This window comes from Paraburkholderia sediminicola (assembly GCF_902859805.1).
Classification (GTDB): Bacteria; Pseudomonadota; Gammaproteobacteria; order Burkholderiales; family Burkholderiaceae; genus Paraburkholderia; species Paraburkholderia sediminicola.
Genome location: NZ_CADIKC010000002.1, coordinates 195,429 through 215,409 on the forward strand (window position 1 = coordinate 195,429; position 19,981 = coordinate 215,409).

At 62.0% G+C, this 19,981-nt stretch carries 19 protein-coding genes; 6 read left to right on the forward strand and 13 right to left on the reverse strand.

Annotated elements, in window-relative coordinates; translation table 11 throughout:
- Nucleotides 1-76 precede the first annotated feature (76 nt).
- The gene (locus R8871_RS09380) at nt 77-1,384 is read left to right on the forward strand and encodes an MFS transporter (RefSeq protein ID WP_246287503.1); all 1,308 of its coding nucleotides are present in this window, start codon (nt 77-79) and stop codon (nt 1,382-1,384) included.
- Nucleotides 1,385-1,482: 98 nt separating this feature from the next.
- On the opposite strand, the gene R8871_RS09385 is transcribed toward R8871_RS09380, so the two are convergent.
- On the reverse strand, nt 1,483-1,917 hold the full coding sequence (locus R8871_RS09385) for a VOC family protein (RefSeq protein ID WP_175050182.1): 435 nt from the start codon (nt 1,915-1,917) through the stop codon (nt 1,483-1,485).
- A 155-nt stretch (nt 1,918-2,072) separates the two neighbouring features.
- Here R8871_RS09385 and R8871_RS09390 point away from each other — a divergent pair, with 155 nt between their 5' ends.
- The 3 genes from R8871_RS09390 (at nt 2,073) to R8871_RS09400 (ending at nt 4,228) form a co-directional block, all read left to right on the forward strand.
- Complete coding sequence (locus tag R8871_RS09390; protein ID WP_175050690.1) at nt 2,073-2,948, forward strand: LysR family transcriptional regulator; 876 nt, start codon at nt 2,073-2,075, stop codon at nt 2,946-2,948.
- A gap of 212 nt (nt 2,949-3,160) precedes the next feature.
- On the forward strand, nt 3,161-3,799 hold the full coding sequence (locus tag R8871_RS09395; RefSeq protein ID WP_175050183.1) for a LysE family translocator: 639 nt from the start codon (nt 3,161-3,163) through the stop codon (nt 3,797-3,799).
- 69 nt (nt 3,800-3,868) lie between these two features.
- On the forward strand, nt 3,869-4,228 hold the full coding sequence (locus tag R8871_RS09400) for a hypothetical protein (protein ID WP_175050184.1): 360 nt from the start codon (nt 3,869-3,871) through the stop codon (nt 4,226-4,228).
- Nucleotides 4,229-4,277: 49 nt separating this feature from the next.
- Here the strand turns inward: R8871_RS09400 and R8871_RS09405 are convergent, their stop codons facing one another.
- Nucleotides 4,278-5,990 (reverse strand): SulP family inorganic anion transporter, encoded by a 1,713-nt coding sequence (locus tag R8871_RS09405; RefSeq protein WP_175050185.1) that lies wholly within the window; start codon nt 5,988-5,990, stop codon nt 4,278-4,280.
- A gap of 476 nt (nt 5,991-6,466) precedes the next feature.
- On the opposite strand from R8871_RS09405, the gene R8871_RS09410 reads away from it, so the two are divergent.
- Nucleotides 6,467-6,832 carry an antibiotic biosynthesis monooxygenase family protein gene (locus tag R8871_RS09410; protein WP_175050186.1) on the forward strand — a complete coding sequence of 122 codons (366 nt, stop codon included), beginning with the start codon at nt 6,467-6,469 and terminating at the stop codon, nt 6,830-6,832.
- Nucleotides 6,833-6,842: 10 nt separating this feature from the next.
- On the opposite strand, the gene R8871_RS09415 is transcribed toward R8871_RS09410, so the two are convergent.
- The gene (locus R8871_RS09415) at nt 6,843-7,025 is read right to left on the reverse strand and encodes a hypothetical protein (protein WP_246287504.1); all 183 of its coding nucleotides are present in this window, start codon (nt 7,023-7,025) and stop codon (nt 6,843-6,845) included.
- A 166-nt stretch (nt 7,026-7,191) separates the two neighbouring features.
- On the opposite strand from R8871_RS09415, the gene R8871_RS09420 reads away from it, so the two are divergent.
- Nucleotides 7,192-8,049 carry a PA4780 family RIO1-like protein kinase gene (locus tag R8871_RS09420; protein WP_175050187.1) on the forward strand — a complete coding sequence of 286 codons (858 nt, stop codon included), beginning with the start codon at nt 7,192-7,194 and terminating at the stop codon, nt 8,047-8,049.
- 77 nt (nt 8,050-8,126) lie between these two features.
- Here R8871_RS09420 and R8871_RS09425 read toward each other — a convergent pair whose 3' ends face one another.
- The 10 genes from R8871_RS09425 to ftrA all read right to left on the reverse strand — a co-directional run bounded on the left by R8871_RS09425 (nt 8,127) and on the right by ftrA (nt 19,889).
- Nucleotides 8,127-9,182: a LacI family DNA-binding transcriptional regulator gene (locus tag R8871_RS09425; protein WP_175050188.1), complete on the reverse strand. Its 1,056-nt coding sequence runs from the start codon at nt 9,180-9,182 to the stop codon at nt 8,127-8,129.
- A gap of 48 nt (nt 9,183-9,230) precedes the next feature.
- Nucleotides 9,231-10,442 carry an ABC transporter ATP-binding protein gene (locus tag R8871_RS09430; protein WP_175050189.1) on the reverse strand — a complete coding sequence of 404 codons (1,212 nt, stop codon included), beginning with the start codon at nt 10,440-10,442 and terminating at the stop codon, nt 9,231-9,233.
- A gap of 11 nt (nt 10,443-10,453) precedes the next feature.
- Nucleotides 10,454-11,365, reverse strand: coding sequence for a carbohydrate ABC transporter permease (locus R8871_RS09435; RefSeq protein ID WP_175050190.1), 912 nt, complete (start codon nt 11,363-11,365; stop codon nt 10,454-10,456).
- A complete protein-coding gene (locus R8871_RS09440) occupies nt 11,365-12,306 on the reverse strand; it encodes a carbohydrate ABC transporter permease (RefSeq protein WP_175050191.1) in 942 nt (313 codons plus the stop codon). The genes R8871_RS09435 and R8871_RS09440 overlap by 1 nt, the downstream gene beginning before the upstream one ends.
- Before the next feature lie 9 nt (nt 12,307-12,315).
- Nucleotides 12,316-13,557, reverse strand: a complete 1,242-nt coding sequence (locus R8871_RS09445) for an ABC transporter substrate-binding protein (protein ID WP_175050192.1) — start codon at nt 13,555-13,557, stop codon at nt 12,316-12,318.
- Between the two features lie 117 nt (nt 13,558-13,674).
- Nucleotides 13,675-15,090 carry a GH1 family beta-glucosidase gene (locus R8871_RS09450; protein ID WP_175050193.1) on the reverse strand — a complete coding sequence of 472 codons (1,416 nt, stop codon included), beginning with the start codon at nt 15,088-15,090 and terminating at the stop codon, nt 13,675-13,677.
- A gap of 303 nt (nt 15,091-15,393) precedes the next feature.
- Nucleotides 15,394-16,614: a DUF2252 domain-containing protein gene (locus R8871_RS09455; protein ID WP_175050194.1), complete on the reverse strand. Its 1,221-nt coding sequence runs from the start codon at nt 16,612-16,614 to the stop codon at nt 15,394-15,396.
- A gap of 42 nt (nt 16,615-16,656) precedes the next feature.
- Nucleotides 16,657-17,424, reverse strand: a complete 768-nt coding sequence (locus R8871_RS09460) for a bestrophin-like domain (protein ID WP_175050195.1) — start codon at nt 17,422-17,424, stop codon at nt 16,657-16,659.
- A gap of 153 nt (nt 17,425-17,577) precedes the next feature.
- Nucleotides 17,578-18,528: a hypothetical protein gene (locus R8871_RS09465; protein WP_175050196.1), complete on the reverse strand. Its 951-nt coding sequence runs from the start codon at nt 18,526-18,528 to the stop codon at nt 17,578-17,580.
- A gap of 383 nt (nt 18,529-18,911) precedes the next feature.
- On the reverse strand, nt 18,912-19,889 hold the full coding sequence (ftrA, locus tag R8871_RS09470; RefSeq protein ID WP_175050197.1) for a transcriptional regulator FtrA: 978 nt from the start codon (nt 19,887-19,889) through the stop codon (nt 18,912-18,914).
- Nucleotides 19,890-19,981: the final 92 nt, after the last annotated feature.

Genomic DNA, 19,981 nt, shown 5'->3' on the forward strand with positions numbered 1-19,981 from the left:
CCTGCCCCTACACCCTCACATCGTTCGCCCGCCCGAGCCTTCAAAACAATCAGCACGGCGGGCCAGGAGACAAGCCTTGTTCACCGAAACGTCCTACCCTGCCGCGGTCGATGCGAACCCGGCCGATCAGTTGTTCCGGCGCGTCGCGTGGCGCTTCATGCCGCTGCTGTTCGTCGGCTACGTGGTCGCTTATCTGGATCGCGTCAACGTCGGCTTTGCGAAACTGCAGATGCTCAGCAGCCTGCATTTCAGCGAAGCCGCTTACGGCCTCGGCGCCGGTTTCTTTTTCATCGGCTACTTCCTGTTCGAGGTGCCAAGCAACCTGCTGCTGCATCGCTTCGGCGCGCGGCGCTGGATTGCCCGCATCATGATTACGTGGGCGTTGCTCTCGATGGTCACCGCCTGGGTGCAGACGCCCTTGATGTTCTACGTGGTGCGCTTTCTGCTCGGCGTCGCCGAAGCGGGTTTCTTTCCCGGCATGATCCTGTACCTCACGTACTGGTTTCCCTCGCACCGGCGCGGCAAGATGACCGCGCTGCTGATGGCCGGCATTCCAGTATCCGGTCTGCTCGGCGGCCCTCTGTCCGGCTATCTGATGCATGCGTTCAACGGCACATGGGGTCTCGAAGGATGGCAGTGGCTGTTCATCGTCGAAGCGCTGCCGTCGATCGTGCTCGGCTTCGTCATCTATCGTTGTCTCGACGATCGTGTGGCCGACGCGAAGTGGCTCAGCAGTGAAGAAAAGCGCCTGATTCAGGACGAAATCGACGCCGACGCCGTGGTGCGCACGCATGGTTCGGTGCGCGCGGTATTCGGCTCGGCACGCGTCTGGCTGTTGTGCCTCGTTCTGTTCGGCGTGGTGATGGGCTCGTACGCGATCGGCTTCTGGCAGCCCACGATCATTCGCGGCACAGGAATCGACGATCCGTTGATGATCGGCTTGCTGACGATGATTCCGTACTCGGTGGCGCTGATTTCGATGATCGCAGTGGGCCGTCACGCGGACCGTACGCGCGAGCGGCGCTGGCATATTGTCGTGCCCGCGCTGGTGGCGGCGAGCGGCTTCAGCCTGTGCGCGGTCAACGGCGACAGTTCGCTGCTGTCGATGATCGGGCTCACACTGGCCGTTTCCGGTGTGGTTACCGCGTTGCCGATGTTCTGGGCGCTGCCCACCGCGTTTCTCGGCGGTAGCGGCGCGGCGGCGGGGATCGCGCTGATCAACTGCACCGGCAACCTGGCGGGTTTCATCAGTCCGACCGTGATCGGCTGGCTCAAGGGATACACGCATACGTTAGCGTCTGGGCTCGTGCTGACGGCCTGCACGCTGACTTTATCCGCCGTGCTCATTCTGGTGTTCATTCCGGCGCGGCTGGTGAATCGCTGAGCGTTGGCATCGCGCAAAAAAGGCCGGTCAACCACGAGGGTTGACCGGCCTTTTTATTTTCAGGGGCCGGTGTGCAACGCGGCCCCTTGCATCAACTGTTACTTCGCAAACAACGACGACATATCGGCAAACGCCTTGAACTCCAGCGCGTTGCCCGACGGATCGAGGAAGAACATCGTCGCCTGTTCGCCGACCTCGCCCTTGAAGCGCACATGCGGTTCGATGATGAAGTCGATGCCGGCCTGTTGCAGCTTGTCTGCCGCGGCCTGCCATTGCGCCATCGAAAGCACCGCGCCGAAGTGGCGCACCGGCACCGCATCGCCGTCGACCTTGCTGGTCTGACGATGGCCGATTTCCTCGGGTGCAAGGTGCGCGACGATCTGATGGCCATAGAAGTTGAAGTCGACCCAATCCGGGGAACTGCGCCCTTCCGGACAGCCAAGCAGTTCGCCATAGAACTCGCGGGCCGCGGCGAGGCTATGCACAGGAAACGCCAGATGGAACGGCGGCAAAACGGTGTCGGCAACGCTCATGGTGGGAAAACTCGCAGAAGGTAAAGGGGGTTCGTGTATCGGTCAATGAAGCGGCCCGGAAAAGCGCACGCGTGAGGCAAATTTTAACCATGACTAAAAATGGTGAAAAACGATATATATTTGATCTGACCAACACCAAAATCGATCAATCGACGATGCTCAGCGAACTCAGAACCTTTATCGCCGTCAGCCAGTACGGCACGTTTTCCGGCGCCGGCGCGCGCATCGGCCTGACGCAATCCGCCGTGAGCGCGCAGATGCAGCGGCTCGAAGAGGAACTCGGTTTCGCGCTGTTCGACCGCACGGGCCGCTCGGCCACGCTCAACGACGCCGGCCGCGAAACGCTCGCGCTCGCCGAAGAAATGATGACGCTCTATGCACGACTCTCGGAACGTGGCGCGGGTGCCGCCGAAAGCGGGATGCTGCGGGTCGGCGCAATCGCGTCCGCGCAGGTGTCGTTTCTCGCCGACGCGCTAGCCCGCTTTCGTGACGATCGCCCGGGATGGCGGATTCGTGTCGTGCCCGGCGTGTCGCTGGGGCTGCTCGGCCAGGTGGACTCAGGCGAACTCGACCTCGCCGTCATCATCAAACCGCCGTTCGCGCTGCCGTCTGAACTCGAATGGCGCACGCTCGTCACCGAACCGTTCGTGCTGCTGGTGCCCAAGGCGCTCGCGCGTGGCACGCCGTCCTGGCGCGAACTGCTCAGGAGCGAACCGTTCATCCGCTACGACCGCGGCTCGTTCGGCGGCAGGCTGGTGGACCGGTTTCTGCGGCGCGCGCGGCTGAACGTGCACGACGTGATTGAGCTCGACGAGTTGCAGGGTATCGCGCAACTGGTCGCGCGCGGTATCGGTGTGGCGCTGATTCCGAATACGGCTGGACTCGGCAAGTGGCCCGCCAATGTCACCGCGCTCGAACTCGGCGACGCCACGTTTCACCGTGAAATCGGGCTCGTGCAGCGTCCACGGCATAGCCGGCAAGCGGTGGCGGGGGCGCTGGCGGATTGCATCGGAACGGCGGCGGGGTCCTGAGCTGGCTGAACCTGCTGATTGCCCGGCCAGAGTTGCCCGGCGTTGCCCCGGGTTACCCCGCCAACGCCCGATTGTGCAGCCGCAGGCGAGATCAACTGTATCTGTGAGATTCGGGCGCAAGCGAGCAGAATCGTTGTTCGCGCATCGATCCGTGCGATTCCCCCGTGCCGCAATGAGCGGCGCAGTTCGCCCCCGCCGAGGTTCACACGCCCATGACCGCCAGCTCCTTCCTCACTGCCGATGTCCTGATCGCCTATAGCGCCTACTTCGTCGGCACGGCGAGTCCGGGACCGAGCAATCTCGCGATCATGTCGCTGGCGATGAGCGCCGGCAGAAAATCCGCGCTCACCTTCGCGCTCGGCGTGGTGTCCGGTTCGTTCTTCTGGGCGTTGCTGGCGTCGCTGGGTTTGTCGGCGGTACTCGCCACTTACTCGGAATGCCTGGTGGCGGTCAAGATCGCCGGCGGACTCTATCTCTTGTGGCTTGGCTTTAAATCTGCGCGCTCGGCATTCAGCGCGGAAAAGTTGCCAACACATACCGCACGCGAAGGCGAACCGCTCAAACGGCTCTATCTGCGCGGCCTGCTGCTGCATCTCACCAATCCGAAAGCGATTCTGGTGTGGCTCTCAATCGTTTCGCTGGCTATGTCGCCGGCAGGCGGCGCGTCGCACACCGCGCCGGTGGTGCTCGGCTGCATGGTGATCGGCGTATCCGTGTTCAGCAGCTACGCATTGCTGTTTTCAACCGCGTCAGCGCGGCGCATCTACGTCGCGATCCGTCGCTGGCTGGACGGGTCGCTCGCAATCATGTTCGGCATTGCCGGAATCAAGCTGCTGACTTCGAAAAGCTAGCCGCACCTTCGGGGTGTGCCCGCTCTGCGATACTGTCACCTTGACGACTCGAGCGGGCAAGCGAACACGATGAGCGGTGGCAACGATCTGAATCCGGCGGCGAAGCATTCGCCAATGCAAAAACGGCTCTATCTGGCGGGCGTCGTCGTGCTGCTCGCGGGTCTGATCGCCGGGGCGATCCTCTATGCCATGGCGCCGGCGCCAGACAGCGCGGTTTCCATGTACAGCATCGCAGACCCGCGCTATCAGATCGAGTTGCAGCGCATCGGCGGCAACGCTGCCGTGGTGATGGCGCAGATTCATCAGTGGTTCGACAGTCTTTGGCACGGTACGGCGCTCGCCTATACGGTGGCCGTGCTTGGCGCCCTGCTTGCGGGCGCGTGCTTTTTTATCGGCTACTTCTTTGCCGATGAAGAGCCGCAGATCTGAGGCAATCCACAGCGCCTGGTCGAACAGACCAAACACACCGAGATGACGCTTACGACGCGGCTTTGAGCTCCGTACCCGGCTGCTCCACGCCTGCAAGACGCAGCGCGTCATGCAAGGTGCTGAAGATGCAATTTGCGCCGACAGTCGGCGTGATGCCATGCCGGTCCATATCCGAGCGCAGATACTGATTCACGCGCGCAAAAATCACTTCGACGCCACTGCGCTTGAGCGCCTCGCACAACTCGCCGATCGAACGCGCCGCCGAATAGTCGAGGTCGGTGATCGCGCCGGAATCGATCACGAACCAGTGCACCGGGCTCGGCGCGTGATCGATCAGGCGGCGGGCATCGTCGACGAAAAAGTGATCGTTCGCGTAGAACAGGTCGGCGCCAAAGCGATAGACGATCAGCCCCGGCGCGGTCTGGAGTCCGGGCGCGGCCGGCACCGGCACCCAGATGCCGCCTTCGCCCGGAGCGAGAACCATGGTGTGCGGCCGGTAACTATGCCGCACGTGCCGCAGCAGCGATAACGCCACCGCCACCAGAATGCCGTGCTCCACGCCGATCAGCACCACCGCCGCAGCGGTAAACACGGCAAGCGTGAATTCACCGGGACTTTCGCGGCGGATCGAAAACAGCGTCTGCAGATTGATCAGGCCAATGGCGATCGTAAACACGATGCTGGCCAGAACGCAGTGCGGCAGGTACTGCAAATAACGGCTGAAAAATAGCAGCACCACGACCACGACCACCGCGAACGCGACCTGCGCGAACTGGCTGCGCGTGCCGGCGCGATCGGCCATGGCGGTTTGCGTCGGACTACCGTTCACCACGAAGGCGCCGGAAAACGCCGCCGCTGCGTTGGCGGCCGCAATCCCCAGCAAGTCGGCATTGGTATCGACAGTCTCGTGATACCGCTCGGCAAATACGCGGCTTGCGGCAGCGCTTTGCGCGACGATCATCACGAAGCACGAGGCTGCGACCGGCAGCAGATCGAGTAATTGCTGCCACGTGACCGACGGCATGCGCAGCGGTGGCAGTCCTCCCGCCACCGGCCCCAACACTGAAATGCCGTGAGCCGCGAAACCGTAGATATCGCTTGCGGCAATACCCGCCACTACCGCGATCAACGGCACCGGCAGGCGCGGCAAAAAGCGCTTGAAAACCAGAATGGAGACCACGACCAGCGCAGAAATAGCGAGCGTCGGCAGATTGATGTGCGCCGACTCGCGCACCACGAGTGCGAGTTGCCCGACGCTGTTCGCGGCATGCCCAGGAATACCGAACATGTCGCCCAGCATGGCGATGCCGACCTGCACGCCGACGCCGGCGAGGAAGCCGACCAGCACCGTGCGCGAGAGAAAGTCAGCGAGAAAACCGAGCTTGAAAATCCGCGCGATGAGCAGAAGCGCGGCAGTGAGCAAGGCGACCATTCCGGCAAGCGCCGCATATTCCGCACTCGAAGCCGGCGCCATGGTCGAGAGGCGGCTCGCGAAAATGGTGGCGGTGGCAGAGTCGGCAGCCACGACGAGGTGCCGCGAGGCGCCGAAGAACGCAAACGCGATAAGCGGCAGAAAGACCGTGTAAAGACCCGTAACGGCCGGCATGCCGGCAATGCGCGCATAGCCGAGCACTTGCGGAATATCCATCGACGCAAGCTGCACGCCGGCCAGCGCATCGCGCGCTGCCGCGGCACGGCTCAAAGGAAGCACGCCTTTCAAAACGCCGAGGCGTGTAGTGATGTTTGCCAGAAAATCCCGCATACGCGATAGTGCCCCAAACTTAGGTTATCGCGCATCGTGCCGTGACTCGGCACGTCAAGGCAAGGGCTGAGGCTTTGATCGGCTAAAGAAAGTGGTTAAAACCAGCCATGGCTTGAACACCCCTGCCGAAACTGCCCCGATTTTGGGTCTAACGCCTGAACTGTCCTGTCAGCGGATCCACGTGCCGCGCGAAACCGAACAGCGCGGCGATGCAGATCGGACAGGCGATGATGAACACGGCCAACATCTCGCACCCCGTAACAAATTGTTACTGCCAAGTTTAAGCGATTGCCGTGCGAAATGAATGAGGGAAAACGCAATACACTGTTGCGGACTATTACAACGCCGTTACTGCCGTGCGGCAGGCGACGCGTGAAAATACCCCTGAAAACGCGGCAAATAATGCAAAAAAACAGACGCGCGATACCGTGCGCTATGATGCGCAAACGTTCGCCCACCTACAAACCGGTTACGCCATGTACACGTCAACTTTCATCTTCGCGACGAGACAATTAGACGAACGCTTCTACCGGCTCGACGAGACGATTGCCACCGCCGCCAAGGCCATTCCCGGTTATCTCGGCGAAGAGTCGTGGGAAAACGCGTCGACAGGACTGACGTCGAATGTGTACTACTGGGCGTCGCTCGAGGCATTGCAGGCGTTGATGCAACACCCCGCACATCTGGAAGCGAAAGCGGCGCAGGCGAACTGGCTCGACGGTTATCAGGTGATCATCTCAGAGGTGCTGCGCACTTACGGCGACGCAGGGTTTTTGCACCCGGCTGCTACCCATCAGGTGCAAGGCGGACCGACTGCCCAGGCCGCGCCGCCCGCACCGTGAAAGTGCAGCCCTATTTCGCCTCCTTGAGCAGCACGACACCGGCGAAACTCACCAGTCCGCACGCCAACACGGACCACGCCGGTGCGTAAAAACTACCGGACAAGCGCCACAACACGCTGACGATCAACTGCGCGAAGCCGCCGAAAATCGTCACGCCTCGCGCGTAGATGATGCCGAGCGAGGTCGCCCGCACCTAGTATCGGACAGACCGCGACACCGTGGACGCCTCTGTTCCTTAGCCGATACAGGCGACCTGCCGCATACCCTTTATAATCCGGCATGATCCGAATCCCGCACCACCTCCCCTCGCAATCGGCCGCATACGGTCGATCCGCCCCCCACCGCGCTCCGGTGGCCGCATGAAAACACCTAAACGTCTGCTCCCGCTCGTCGAAGAGGGCCTGATCGACGAAGTCATCTCGCAGCTGATGAGCGGCAAGGAAGCCACTGTCTACGTGGTCCGCAGCGGCGAGTCCACGCGCTGCGCGAAGGTCTATAAGGACGCCAAACAGCGCAGTTTCCGCCAGGCCGCGTCCTATCAGCAGGGTCGTAAGGTCAAGAACAGCCGTCAGCAGCGCGCCATGGAAAAAGGCAGCCGCTATGGCCGCGAAGTGCAGGAGCAGGCGTGGCAGAACGCGGAAGTCGACGCGCTGTTCCAGCTCGCCAACGCCGGCGTGCGCGTGCCGCAACCCTTCATTTGCACCGACGGCGTGTTGCTGATGGAATTGGTGACCGATGCGGACGGCAACGTCGCGCCGCGTTTGAACGATGTCGAGATGACCGAAGGGCGCGCGCTCGAACTGCATGCGCTGCTGCTCAACCAGGTGGTGCGCATGCTGTGCGCCGGGATGATTCACGGCGACCTGTCCGAATACAACATTCTGCTCGCGGCAGACGGCCCGGTGATCATTGACCTGCCGCAAGCGGTGAATGCCGCTGGCAATCTGGAAGCGCCCGCCATGCTGGAGCGCGATGTGAACAATCTCGCCACGTATTTCGGCCGTTTCGCGCCCGCGTTGCTCGATACGAGCTACGGCAAGGAAATCTGGTCGCTGTACGAAGCGGGCGCCTTGCACGTGGATGCCAAATTGACCGGCCGTGTCGAACTCGACACCACGCCGATCGATCTTGAAGCCGTGCTGCAGGAACTCGAAGACACGCGCCTCGACGAAGAAGCGCGCCTGCGCTACGAGCAGTCGCTGCGCAGCGGGACGTAAGCGGGACGCAAGCGGGGCAAAGCGGCGGGCCCCTGCGCGCCGCTTCGCGAAGCGGCTACAAAGCGGCTACAAAGCGACTAAGAAGCGATGCGGCAGCTCGCCGCCTTGATCCTGGTCGACGAAGCCCCCGGCGCCGGCCCCACCGATTCCCGCATCGTCACGCTCACCGGAAACTCGCGGATGATCTCCCACGAGGTCCGGTAGCACTGATTGACCAGCCAGCGCACGGCGTTCTGCGTCAACTCCGCGGTTGGGATATGCACCGAGGTGAGTCCAGGCGCGGCGTACGCAGCCGAATAATCATCGTCGTAGCCGATCACCGAGACTTCGTCCGGTACGGAAATGCCCGCCTGGTGAAAACGCGCCAGCGCGCTCACTGCCATCGTGTCGTTCGCGCAGAAGAGGCCCGTGAAGCGCCGCTTCGATTCGAGCAGCTTCTGCGCGGCAACGTACCCGCCTTCCGGCGAGAAGTCCGATTCGATCAGCGTAACGTCTTCGCGCGCAATGCCCTCGCGCGACAATTCGGCAAAGAAGCCTTCGAGCCGGGTGTGATTGTCCGAGGCGCTGAACGGCCCGGAAATCACCGCAATGTCCCGGTGCCCATAATCGAGCAGCGTGCGCGCCGCCAGTTCGCCGCCGCGCCGGTGATCCGCGCAAAACGACGCTTCCGGCAACTGATCGAACGCGCGATTCAGGAACACCATCTTCGGATGCATGCGATGCAGCATGTCCAGATCTTCGTCGTGCAGATCGTGGCTGATCACCACCACGCCATCGCAATCGCGGCCGATCAGAAAACGCACCGCCTCGATGGCCTGTTCGCGCGGCGACACTTCCCCGCAACCCGTCGCCACCACCACGTGACGGCGCACGGCGCGCAGTTCGGTGTCGGTCTGCTTGAGAATCGTGCCGTAGTAGGAGCCGAAGAAAGTCGGCACGAAAATGCCGATCATGCCGAGCGATTGCGTCGCCATGGCGCGGCCGATGGACGACGGCCGGAAATTCAGCGCTTCGATCGCGGCCTTCACACGCGCGGCGGCATCGGCTGAAATGGGTCCCTTACCGGAAATGGCCCGTGAGGCAGTCGACATGCCGACGCCGGCCAGTGCCGCGACATCCTTGAGTGTTGCCACGCGGTTCTCCGTCAAGCCTGTTGTATTCAACGGCGCTGCGTCCCGTCACTACAAACGCGCGCCGCCTTCTTCCGCGAACAGCGAAATATGTGCGCCATCGAACGAGAACGCCGCGGCATCCCCTATTGCCACCGGCGTCTTCGTCTGGTCGATCGACGCGATTTGCACTCCATGATAGTCGAGCCAGATGACACGGTGGTTGCCCATCGGCTCGATCAGTGAAATGTTCGCGCGCTCGCTCATTTTTGTGTTTGAACCGCCTGGACCACTTGATCCTTCCCCCACGTGCACGTCTTCGGCGCGTACGCCGAGTACGCATGACAGACGATCCGTTGGCAGGTTTTTGAAAGGATAGTGCGACACATCGAGCTGCAGATCCGCTGTACAAAAGTGTAGCGCGCCGTCGCGCGTCTCGAGCGTGCCCTTAAGCACATTCATGGCGGGCGAGCCCAGAAACGTCGCGACAAACAGATTGTTCGGCCGCGCATAAACTTCGGCGGGCGTGCCGAACTGCTGGATCACGCCGCCACGCATCACGGCCATGCGAGTCGCGAGCGTCATCGCTTCGACCTGATCGTGAGTCACATAGATCATTGTCGCGCCCAGACGCTGGTGCAATTGCTTGAGTTCGCGACGCAGTTCGGTGCGCAATTTGGCGTCGAGATTCGATAACGGCTCGTCGAACAGGAACACATCGGCCTCGCGCACGATTGCACGGCCGATCGCCACGCGCTGCCGCTGGCCGCCGGAGAGTTGCGCGGGCTTGCGCTTGAGCAGCGGGCCGAGTTGCAGCATCTCGGACGCACGCGTGACACGCCGTTCAATCTCCGCCTTCGGCGTGCCGTTGATACGCAAAGCAAACGACAGATTACGCTCGACATTCAAGGTCGGATACAACGCGTACGACTGAAACACCAGGGCGATACGGCGATCTTTCGGGTCGGACCAGGTCATGTCGACGCCCGCAATTTCGATGCTGCCGTCGGTCACATCGATCAAGCCCGCGATGCTGTGCAGCAAGGTGGATTTGCCGCAGCCCGATGGCCCGAGCAGCACGACGAACTCACCCGCTCGCACATCGAGATCGAGATTCTCGATCACCGTATTCGCGCCCAGCTGGATCTTCAGATTGCGCACCGATACATTGGCCGGAGTCGACAGACCCGCGGTGTCCGCCACGTGGCCGGCATTCGCCGCATCTGCCGCATCCGCCGGACTCGCCACATCGGCCGCATTTACCAGATTAGCCAGGTTTGCCATGCTTTATTGCCCTATCCCTTGACGGCGCCAGACGCAATGCCGCGCACAAACCAGCGGCCCGAAATGAAGTAGACCGCAAGCGGCACCATGGAGGTCAGAATGGTCGCCGCCATATTGACGTTATAGAGCCTCTCACCGGTCGTCGTATTGATGATGTTGTTCAATTGCACCGTCATCGGCAGGTTTTTTGTGCCGGCGAACACGAGACCGAGAATGAAGTCATTCCAGATGCCCGTCACCTGCATGATGACCGCGACGACGATGATCGGCGTGGACATCGGCAGCATCAGTTGCAAAAAGATGCGCCAGAAACCGCCGCCGTCGATACGCGCCGCCTTGAACAGCTCCTGCGGAATCGACGTGTAATAGTTGCGAAACAGCAGCGTCATCACCGGCATGCCGAAGATGGTGTGGATCACCACGATGCCCGGCAGCGAGCTGAACAGATGCACGCTCGCGAGCACGCGCACGAGCGGATAGACCATCACCTGCACGGGAATGAAGGCGCCCATCAGCAGCACGCCGAACAGCAGCCCTGCCCCACGCGGCCGCCAGAACGACAGCGCATAGCCGTTCACCGCGCCGATCATGATCGACAACACCGTGCTGGGCACGACGATCCGCACGGAATTCCAGAAGCCGACCTGGATGCCGTTGCAATCGAGCCCCGTACAGGCGGATTGCCACGCGGCGCTCCATGCATCGAGTGTGAAATGGGCGGGGAAAGCGAGCAGATTGCCGAGGCGAATCTCGCTCATCGGCTTCACCGATGTGACGAGCATCACATACAACGGCAGCAGGAAGAACAACGCGGCGGTGAGTAGAAACGCGTAGACGCCGAGACGTGCGGGCGTAAACGCATGGCGACGCCGGCGGCTACGGCTCGGTGTGCCGCCCTTCAGTGGCGGACTGAGCGTGTTCATCACACCTCCTTGCGCAATGCAGCGCGGCTGCGGGCATAGAAGAACGGCGCGAGAATCGCCAGCACCGTGGCCAGCAACACGATCGACGCGGCCGACGCGAGGCCGATATTGGCCCGGCCGAACAGGTAGTCCATGATGAACTTCGCCGGCACTTCGCTCGCCGTGCCGGGACCGCCTTGCGTCATGGCCACCACGGCGTCGTAAAGCTTCACGACCATCACGAAGAGCAGCACGAAGGCGGTGGACATGGAAGGCCCGAGCATCGGCACGACGATGCTCGCATACACGCGCCAACGCGGAATCCCGTCGATACGCGCGGCTTTCCACAGTTCGTCGTCAATACCGCGCAAGCCGGCCAGCAGCAGCGCCATCACAAGGCCGGACGCCTGCCACACCGTCGCGATGACGATGGTGTAGATCACCCAGTCCTGATCGACGATCCAGTCGAAGCGCGCATGCACGAAACCGAGCCTATGCAGCACGGCCTGCGCACCCAGCTCAGGATTCAGAATCCATTGCCAGACCAGACCCGTTGCGACGAACGACATCGCATACGGATAGAGAAACACCGTGCGCAACGCGCCTTCGGCCACTACGCGCTGGTCGATGAAGATCGCCAGCAGCAAACCGATGACCATGCACGCGACAATGAAGCACGCACCGTAGATCACGATGTTTTGCAGCGACAGCAACCAGCGGTCGTTATTGAAGAGCCGCGCGTACTGCGCGAGACCCGCGAAGTCGCCGGAAGGAAACGTGCGCGAATTGCTGAGAGACACGCGAGCGGTCCAGACCATCGTGCCGAGATATGCGAACACGACAGTCAGGACCATCGGCAGCAAGGCCAGCCATGCCGCTATCGGTAAACGCTTCTTTAGCGGCTTTTTCAGCGGCCCTTTGCGATGCCTGGAGTCGGCTGCCGGCAGCTTGAGCGCGTGCATGATGAGCGCCTAGCTCTTCAACGCACTGGCAAACGCCTTCTGCGCATCGTCGACCGACTGGTTCTTGTTCCAGAAGTTCGTGATGACGTCGATCAACGCGCCCTGCGTATCAGGCGAAAGCAGCATCTCCGGATTCGGCAACTGACGCGACTTGTCCTTCATGATCGCCATGCCCTCTTTCGCACAGATGTCGAGACTGCTCGCATCCACATCGGGACGAATCGGAATCGAGCCTTTTTTCGCGCTGAATGCGACTTGCGCGGCCGGCGAGGTCATCACCGTGGCGAGCAGATTTTGCGCCTTGATCGCGTTGGCATTGTCGGTTTTCGGGAATACGAATACGTCGCCCGCAACCAGATACGGCGAGTGCGGACCGAAACCCGGGAAGCAGCCGAAGTCCTTGCCGGCAACCTGGTTGGCCGCCGAGAATTCGCCCTTGGCCCAGTCGCCCATGATCTGCACACCCGCCTTGCCGGAAATCACCAGCGCGGTGGCATCGTTCCAGTTGCGCCCAGGCGAGCCCGCATCGACGAAATCATGCAGGCGCTTGAACTGCGCGAGCACCTTTTTGAACGCGTCCGACTTGACCGCGTTCATGTCGCGATCGCGGTACACCTTCAGATAGAGATCCGGGCCGCCGACGTCGGCGAATACCGCATCGAACGTGATCTTTTCCTGCCACGGCTGACCACCGAGCGCGAGCGGGATCACGCCCGCCGCTTTCAGCTTGCCGAGATCGGCGAGGAATTCGTCATAGCTCTTCGGCTCGGCGGCAATGCCGGCCTTCTGGAACACCGGCTTCGAGTAAAAGAACCAGGCCGGCATGTGAATATCGACCGGCGCGGCATAGTAGTGACCTTTCACCCGAATGCTGTCGATGATCGATTGCGGGAACACGCCGTTCCAGTTTTCTTTCGCGGCGACGTCGTCGACGTTGTTCAGCAGGCCCTGATCGATCAGGTCGTGAAACTGTTTGGAGGTATTGAACTGCGCGGCGGTGGGTGGATCGCCGCCGACGATCCGGTTGATCGCGGTGGAGCGCGCCTGATCGGCGCCGGCTACCGCGTTGTCGACCCACTGGCCACCGGCCTTGTTGTACGCATCGGCAAACTGGCGGATCGCGGCGGATTCTCCGCCGGAGGTCCACCAGTGAATGACGTTGGCTTTCAGCGGTTCAGCCGCGTGCGCGACGATGCCGTACAAAGCCAGTGCCGCAACCATGCCTTTCAAGATCATTTTTTTGCTGTTCATTCCGTCTCCTGTCAACCGGAGTTAGCGCTTTAGCGCTTACTCCGGTCCCATGCACGATAGTGCGCAAGGCTTTGCGCCTATGTTTCAAGTCGACATGCAAACCAGCTTCACCTGCCATTAAGCCCTTGCTTTCCGCTCCTTCAGGAATTTCGCCACCCACTGCGCACTGCGTTTGATCGTGCGCTTCTGCGTACTGTAGTCGACATGTACGACACCAAAGCGACGCTCATACCCGAACGCCCACTCAAAGTTATCCATCAGCGACCACAGAAAGTAGCCGCGAATATCAACGCCGGCCTTGATCGCCTGATCCACCGCCGCGAGATGGCGCTTGAGGAACGAGATGCGCTGCGTATCCTCCACATGACCGTCGGTTACCTGATCGTCCGAGGCCATGCCGTTTTCGGTAATGTAGATCGGCGGCAGGTTGTGATACGTCTTCCTGAAAGCGGTCAGCAGATCGCGCAAGCCATCGGGATACACCTCCCAGCCCATCTGCGTGCGCTCGACGCCTTCGAGCGGCACATCGCGGAATCCATGCGCGCCGTCGCTCGCGACGTTGGTGCGGAAGTAATAGTTGATGCCGAGGAAATCGAGCGGCGCGGAAATGGTTTCCATGTCGCCATCGAGCACCAGCGGCTCGGTGCCCGGCCACAACTCGAACAGGTCTTGTGGATACGAGCCCTTGAGCAAGGGATCGAGAATCCACGCATTGTGCTGGACTTCGAACAGGTGCGCCGCGCGTTGATCCGCCGCGCTTTCGCTATTGGCCGTGCCGCGGCCAATATTGGCGACGATACCTTTCTGCGAAGCCGGATCGTTGGCGCGCAACACCGGCACCGCGAGGCCGTGTGCGAGCAATAGATGATGCATCGCCTGCGTCGCGAAGCGGTCGTTGGCGAGGCCCGGCGCGTGGTGGCCGTTGCCATAGCCGAGATACGCTGAGCACCACGGCTCGTTGAGCGTCGCCCATGCGTCGACCGTGCCGGCCAGTTCGCGGCTCATCAGGTCGGCGTAGTCGGCGAAACGGTAAGCAGTGTCGCGATTGAGCCACCCGCCGCGATCTTCCAGATGCTGCGGAAGGTCCCAGTGATACAGCGTCACGAAGGTCGTGATGCCCTTCTCTTTCAGGCGGTTCAGGAGGCGCTTGTAGAAGTCGAGCCCTTTGCGATTGGGCACGCCTGCCGCGTCCATTACGCGCGGCCACGCAATCGAGAGCCGATAGCCTTCGAGGCCAAGCGAAGCCAGCATATCGACGTCCGCTTCCCAGCGATGGTAGTGATCGCAGGCAACGGCGCCGGTGTCGCCGGCCAGCACCTTGCCGGGTATCGCCGAGAAGGTGTCCCAGATCGACGGCAGGCGGCCGTCTTCATTCACCGCGCCTTCGATCTGATACGAAGCGGTGGCGGCGCCAAGCAGGAAGTTCTTGCGCCACAGCGAGGAGTCCGCGGGCGGGGTGAAGGGATCGGCGAGCGAGCCCCCGGAAACTGCTGGGGATAGGGTGTCGAATACAGCGGATGCGTCGTTTGCCACGGATTCTCTCCTGCGCTGAGGTCATTGAACCGGGTACGGCGAAACTCGATGTGGATGCTGCCTGGCAGCTAGAGTGGAAGCGCTTCCACAAAGACCAGCGAACGATAGCAGTGGCGGATTGAACGCAGCAATCAGGGTTTGTCTGGAGAACTTGCTGGCATGCGCGGCGCTGCGATGCGCCGCGCATTGGAAGAGGCCGGGGACGGCGTGAGAATGCGCGAGCGTAGTGCGACAGGGTACGCCAACGCGCGGGCTATTCTGCAAGTTCGCGCGATGCGCGCTGAACTTCCAGTGTGGCTAACCTCAAGGCTTGGCCGGCGCCGGCAAATTAAACGCACCCCCATCATAGGCCTCGCAATACGCCTTCCAGTCAGCCCCCACCTGCGCCTCGCACTGCGTCGCGAGTTCGATCAACGGCAATTGCCAATCCTTGCGATTGCCGAACGCAATCAGCTCGTCCGCGATCGACGACTTCTGCCGGCCGCCACTGCGCAGTTGCGCCCACGCGCTCAATTGAGCCATGCTGTTCACCACCTCTTCGAGCCGCGGCAGCTTGCCGTCCCAGTCGCTCAATGCCACACGGTCTTCCGAAGGCTGCAAGCTGCGCAGCACATAGGAGCGCTGATTGAAATCGACTGCATGCAGGAATGCCTGCGAAACCGCCTGATTGCGCCGCTGAACTTCAACCACACGCTGCGCCTCGCTCTGCCACTTCGGCTGCGGTGTGCGTACATGAGGCGTTACCGAAGAAGGCAGCGCCTCCTTCAGGTCGAGCAGATAGTTGCCGTCCGGTGAGCCTTTGCCTTCGACGAGAATCGCGTAGCGGTCCACGCCCAGGCTACCGGTGCCGGCAATCCGCCGCGTCACGTCGACGATGCGATAGAAGTCCGGATTGGGTTGACCGGCAGCGAACTGATGCATGAACGCGGTGACTTCGGCGCGCGCCTTGTCGCTCACCGGCAGCGCTTTCTTGCCGTCCACCTTGAGCACGCGCGTCTTACCCTTGAGCGTGGTCCGCCGGTCCAGATACGCGGCGCGCGTGCGGCTCGCCAGCGCGTCGAACAGATCGCGCACCATGCCGGTCGACGTCTCCGCTTCGATCCAGCGCGCTTTGCCGAAGGCAAGCGCGGCGCTATAGGAGTCGACCGCGGTGTGGCACAGCGCAAGTGCCTGCGCACGGCTCAGCTTGAGATCGCTCGCGCCGACCAGCACGCTCGTGAGGAGCCGCACCAGTTCGTAAAGACTCGGCGCGAGGCAGGCTTCGTCAAAATCGTTGTTGTCGAAATATACGAGGCGGTTGTCGCCCTTGTAGCTGCCGAAATTTTCCACATGCATATCGCCGCAGATCCACACCGGCGGCGCTTCGTCGAGCACCTTGTCGCGCGGCAGGCGCGCATAAAACAGATGACAGGTGCCGCGCAGAAACACGAACGGCGAGCTACGCATGAGTTTGTATTTCATCGCGAGCCGTTCAGGATCGCGACCGGTATTGAAGCTGGCGATAGTCTGCGCGATATCGGACATGTTTTTCTCCTTCATACAACTCGATGCGGGTTCAGTAGCGGTTCATTGCGCGCGGATCGAATCCGCGAGCGCATGGAGATTGAGTGGCTTCACGCGAATCACGCCGCCTCGCGGGCTATCGATATCGGCGACCAGCATGAACGACAGCGACACGATCAGCGGAACGATCAGCAACAAGCCTGCTCCCGCTTTCAAACCACGTGCGCCGTAGCCGACCAGCACATTGGCGCACACGGCGATCAGCACCATCAGCACCCACGCCGCGACAGGAATGCGATTCCACCACGCGGCTTGCGTGTAACCCTGCGTGTTGAGCACGTCGTTCATTCCGGCGACAGCGAGCGCGGCCACTGGCGTGGGCTGCGCGACCGCGGCGTTCTTCACTGCGATCCACATGGCGCCCTGCAGGCGCGACGTCTCGGCGTTGACTTTGGCGAGCTCATCGGCATCGCGCGTCACGTAGAACAGCACGCGTTCGTCGAGATAGGTCTTCAGCAGGCTGCGCACGGCCGCCGCATCGGCGGCGGGCAACAGATCGGCGCGGACGTATTCGGTGCCGATCGCATTCGCCTCTTCTTCCTCGTAGTTCTTGCGCTGATCGTAGCGGCCTACCGCCATCGAAAAAGTAAAACCGATGATCAGCGCGAGCAGTGTCAGTGTGGCGGCCTGAATCACGCTGAAGTCGTCGCGTGCATCCTCGTCGATCTTTCTGAAGCGCCGCAGCAGCGACGCGCCGATGCGCGCCGACAGCCACATCACAACAAAGCACATGATGAAGACAAGTGCCGGATAGTCGAGGAGGTTTTGCATGACGAGCGTTTTTCTTATCAGAGTTTTGTTGGCGGGAACGCTTTGAACAGCGGTGAAACGCGCACGGCCACTGCATCATAAAAGACGCGGCGCGGATGGGGAAGCATGCGGGCAGAAGCTGGACAGGCTCGCCAACCTGCTGCATGCCGGTCGTCAGGAGCCTGTCATCAGATAGTAACGTCCGTCCGCGCTGACGTTGAAGCCGAAACCGCATTCCGCCGGCGAGCCGTGCGTCGCTACATCGAGCGTTTCCGGTGCGGAGAGTTTGAACTCGATCAGGCATTTGTCCGCATGCTTGTCTGCGTGTTTGTCCTCATGTTTGTCATAAGGCGTGAGGTTGGTGATCCTCGCGGTGGCGTCGAGCGGCGCACTGCCTCCGTCATCGCTCACCGGCACGCGCGCCACGCCGTCGTAGAACCGCACGTAGGCCGAGAGGCTGCCCATATTCGCGCTCGGTTGACCGTCCGGGCCGACAGTCGGATAGACGAAGTCGCCATCGATCCGGTAGACGCCGTGCCGCCCCTTCACAGGCTTCACCTCGATACTGTTCCACGCGCCGAAAAACATATAGCTGGCAAAGCGCGCGCCGTTCGGCGGCAGACCGGCCACCACTGCCTTGTCCGCAATCGCTTCGAGCCGTTGGCGCGCGGCCGCTACCGCGCGGCCGAGCAACGCGTCGTTGGGATAGTCGCCGCCGCGGCTCACCGCGGTGCGGTAGTACGCACGCGCATCCGGCAGCGCGCCCAGCCTCACTTGCACGTCACCCTGATGGACCAGCGCCATCGCCACGCGAGCCCGCGCCGAACTGGTCGCTTTCGGCGAGTTCTCTTCGCCTGCCTGCATGGCGGTGGCTTCGGCGAGCGCGGCTTCCATTGCAACCAGCGTTTGCGCGTCCTTGAGGCGCCCTGCTTCGAGCGCGGCCACGCCCAACGCCGCGCATGACGCATTCGTGCGGCACGGCACGTCCTTGCCGGCCAGCAGGTTGCGGCGATAGAGTTCGGCGCGCGAATCGGCCGCTTCCGTTTGCGCAGCGACGAGCGCAGGCATGAGCGCTGCAATGGCAGCAGAGACGACAACGGCAGCAGCGGCGGTTTTGACGTTCATGAGCAGGAGAGGACGGTGGCGACGACGTGTTTCGAACACGCACTTCAAATAGCCGTATGCGCCGCACGTTTGACGTGGGTTGCCACGGATGCTGGCCGTGATGCTGACAGAAAACGGGCGATTGCGCGAACCCTTGCAAGGCGGCGAAACGGGCGGCCTTTCGCACGATTCGCTCGCAACGCCCGGCACGCGGCACTCCGTGACTTTTGAGCATGCACGGCGGCTTGCACGAAAGGCGTTCGACCGGTCATGCGGCGCGCATCAAGCGTGCTTGTTATACCCGAGTCATACCTGATTTTGCGCATTGGCAAGCGCTCGTTTGAAACTGTTCCCGTACGGAGGAACAGCAGAACGAAAGCAGCAGAACGAAAAGTGACGAACCTCTATCCAAGTGCCTGCACCTCGGCCTGCACGCCGAACTTCTTACGATACGCGCCTGGGCTCGTCAACGCGATACGCCGGAAATGCCGCCGTAGCGATTCTTCGGAACCGAAGCCCGCCAACTCAGCCACGCGCGCGATCGGCAACGGGGTCGGCGCCTCAAGCAGTTCTCGCGCGATCGCCACGCGTTCGCGCACCAGCCATTCGTAGGGCGCCATGCCCGTAGCGTCATGGAACTGCCGCTGCAACGTACGCGGGCTCATCGCCGCCCGCTCGGCCAGCGAGCGCAAGGTGTGCGGCAACGCGGGATGGCGGCGCACCCAGTCCATCAGCTTCGCGAGACGGCCGCCTTCATCTTGCGGCATCGGCCGGGGCACGAACTGCGCCTGACCGCCCTCGCGATGCGGCGGCACCACCAGACGCTGCGCGACCCGGTTGGCTATCGCGCTGCCGTGATCGCGCCGCACCAGATGCAGCAGCATGTCGAGCCCTGCCGCCGAGCCCGCCGAGGTGATGATCTGTCCTTCGTCGACATACAACGCATCCGGTTGCACACGCAAGTGCGGATAGCGCTGCTGCAATTTGTCGGCGTAGCGCCAGTGTGTCGTGACCGTCTTGCCGTCGAGCACACCCGCGGCGGCCAGCACGAACACGCCGGAGCAGATCGAGCAAAGGCGCGCGCCGCGTTCGTAGGCAGCGCGGATCTTTTTCAGGAGCGGCTCGGGCGGCAATTCGTCGGTATCGCGCCAGCCTGGGATCACGATGGTGTCAGCGCGATCCAGCAGCCTGAGGGTATACGGCGCGGCGACGGTGATGCCGCCGGCTGCGCGAATCGGACCGGGTTCGCTCGCGCATACCGCGAAGCGATACCAGTCCACGCCGAGCTCAGGACGTTCGAGCGCGAACAGTTCGGTCACACAGCCGAATTCGAAGGTACAGAGCCGGTCGTAAGCCAGCGCGACGACAAGATGATTGCGCATGGCGTGATGTTACCGGAGATTGACGATTACGCCACTTACCCGGTGCATGGTGTGTCGCGACAATGAAGGCTCCAGAATCGCTTCGCCAACAA

What these genes read in the sequence shown, in the direction of transcription:
- R8871_RS09385 (WP_175050182.1), bottom strand. Translation starts at nt 1,917, where the DNA reads ATGAGCGTTGCCGACACCGTTTTGCCGCCGTTCCATCTGGCGTTTCCT.
- R8871_RS09400 (WP_175050184.1), top strand. Translation starts at nt 3,869, where the DNA reads ATGAGCGGTGGCAACGATCTGAATCCGGCGGCGAAGCATTCGCCAATG.
- R8871_RS09405 (WP_175050185.1), bottom strand. Translation starts at nt 5,990, where the DNA reads ATGCGGGATTTTCTGGCAAACATCACTACACGCCTCGGCGTTTTGAAA.
- ftrA (WP_175050197.1), bottom strand. Translation starts at nt 19,889, where the DNA reads ATGCGCAATCATCTTGTCGTCGCGCTGGCTTACGACCGGCTCTGTACC.
- R8871_RS09440 (WP_175050191.1), bottom strand. Translation starts at nt 12,306, where the DNA reads ATGCACGCGCTCAAGCTGCCGGCAGCCGACTCCAGGCATCGCAAAGGG.
- R8871_RS09410 (WP_175050186.1), top strand. Translation starts at nt 6,467, where the DNA reads ATGTACACGTCAACTTTCATCTTCGCGACGAGACAATTAGACGAACGC.
- R8871_RS09390 (WP_175050690.1), top strand. Translation starts at nt 2,073, where the DNA reads ATGCTCAGCGAACTCAGAACCTTTATCGCCGTCAGCCAGTACGGCACG.
- R8871_RS09420 (WP_175050187.1), top strand. Translation starts at nt 7,192, where the DNA reads ATGAAAACACCTAAACGTCTGCTCCCGCTCGTCGAAGAGGGCCTGATC.
- R8871_RS09465 (WP_175050196.1), bottom strand. Translation starts at nt 18,528, where the DNA reads ATGAACGTCAAAACCGCCGCTGCTGCCGTTGTCGTCTCTGCTGCCATT.
- R8871_RS09430 (WP_175050189.1), bottom strand. Translation starts at nt 10,442, where the DNA reads ATGGCAAACCTGGCTAATCTGGTAAATGCGGCCGATGTGGCGAGTCCG.
- R8871_RS09445 (WP_175050192.1), bottom strand. Translation starts at nt 13,557, where the DNA reads ATGAACAGCAAAAAAATGATCTTGAAAGGCATGGTTGCGGCACTGGCT.
- R8871_RS09455 (WP_175050194.1), bottom strand. Translation starts at nt 16,614, where the DNA reads ATGTCCGATATCGCGCAGACTATCGCCAGCTTCAATACCGGTCGCGAT.
- R8871_RS09395 (WP_175050183.1), top strand. Translation starts at nt 3,161, where the DNA reads ATGACCGCCAGCTCCTTCCTCACTGCCGATGTCCTGATCGCCTATAGC.
- R8871_RS09460 (WP_175050195.1), bottom strand. Translation starts at nt 17,424, where the DNA reads ATGCAAAACCTCCTCGACTATCCGGCACTTGTCTTCATCATGTGCTTT.
- R8871_RS09435 (WP_175050190.1), bottom strand. Translation starts at nt 11,365, where the DNA reads ATGAACACGCTCAGTCCGCCACTGAAGGGCGGCACACCGAGCCGTAGC.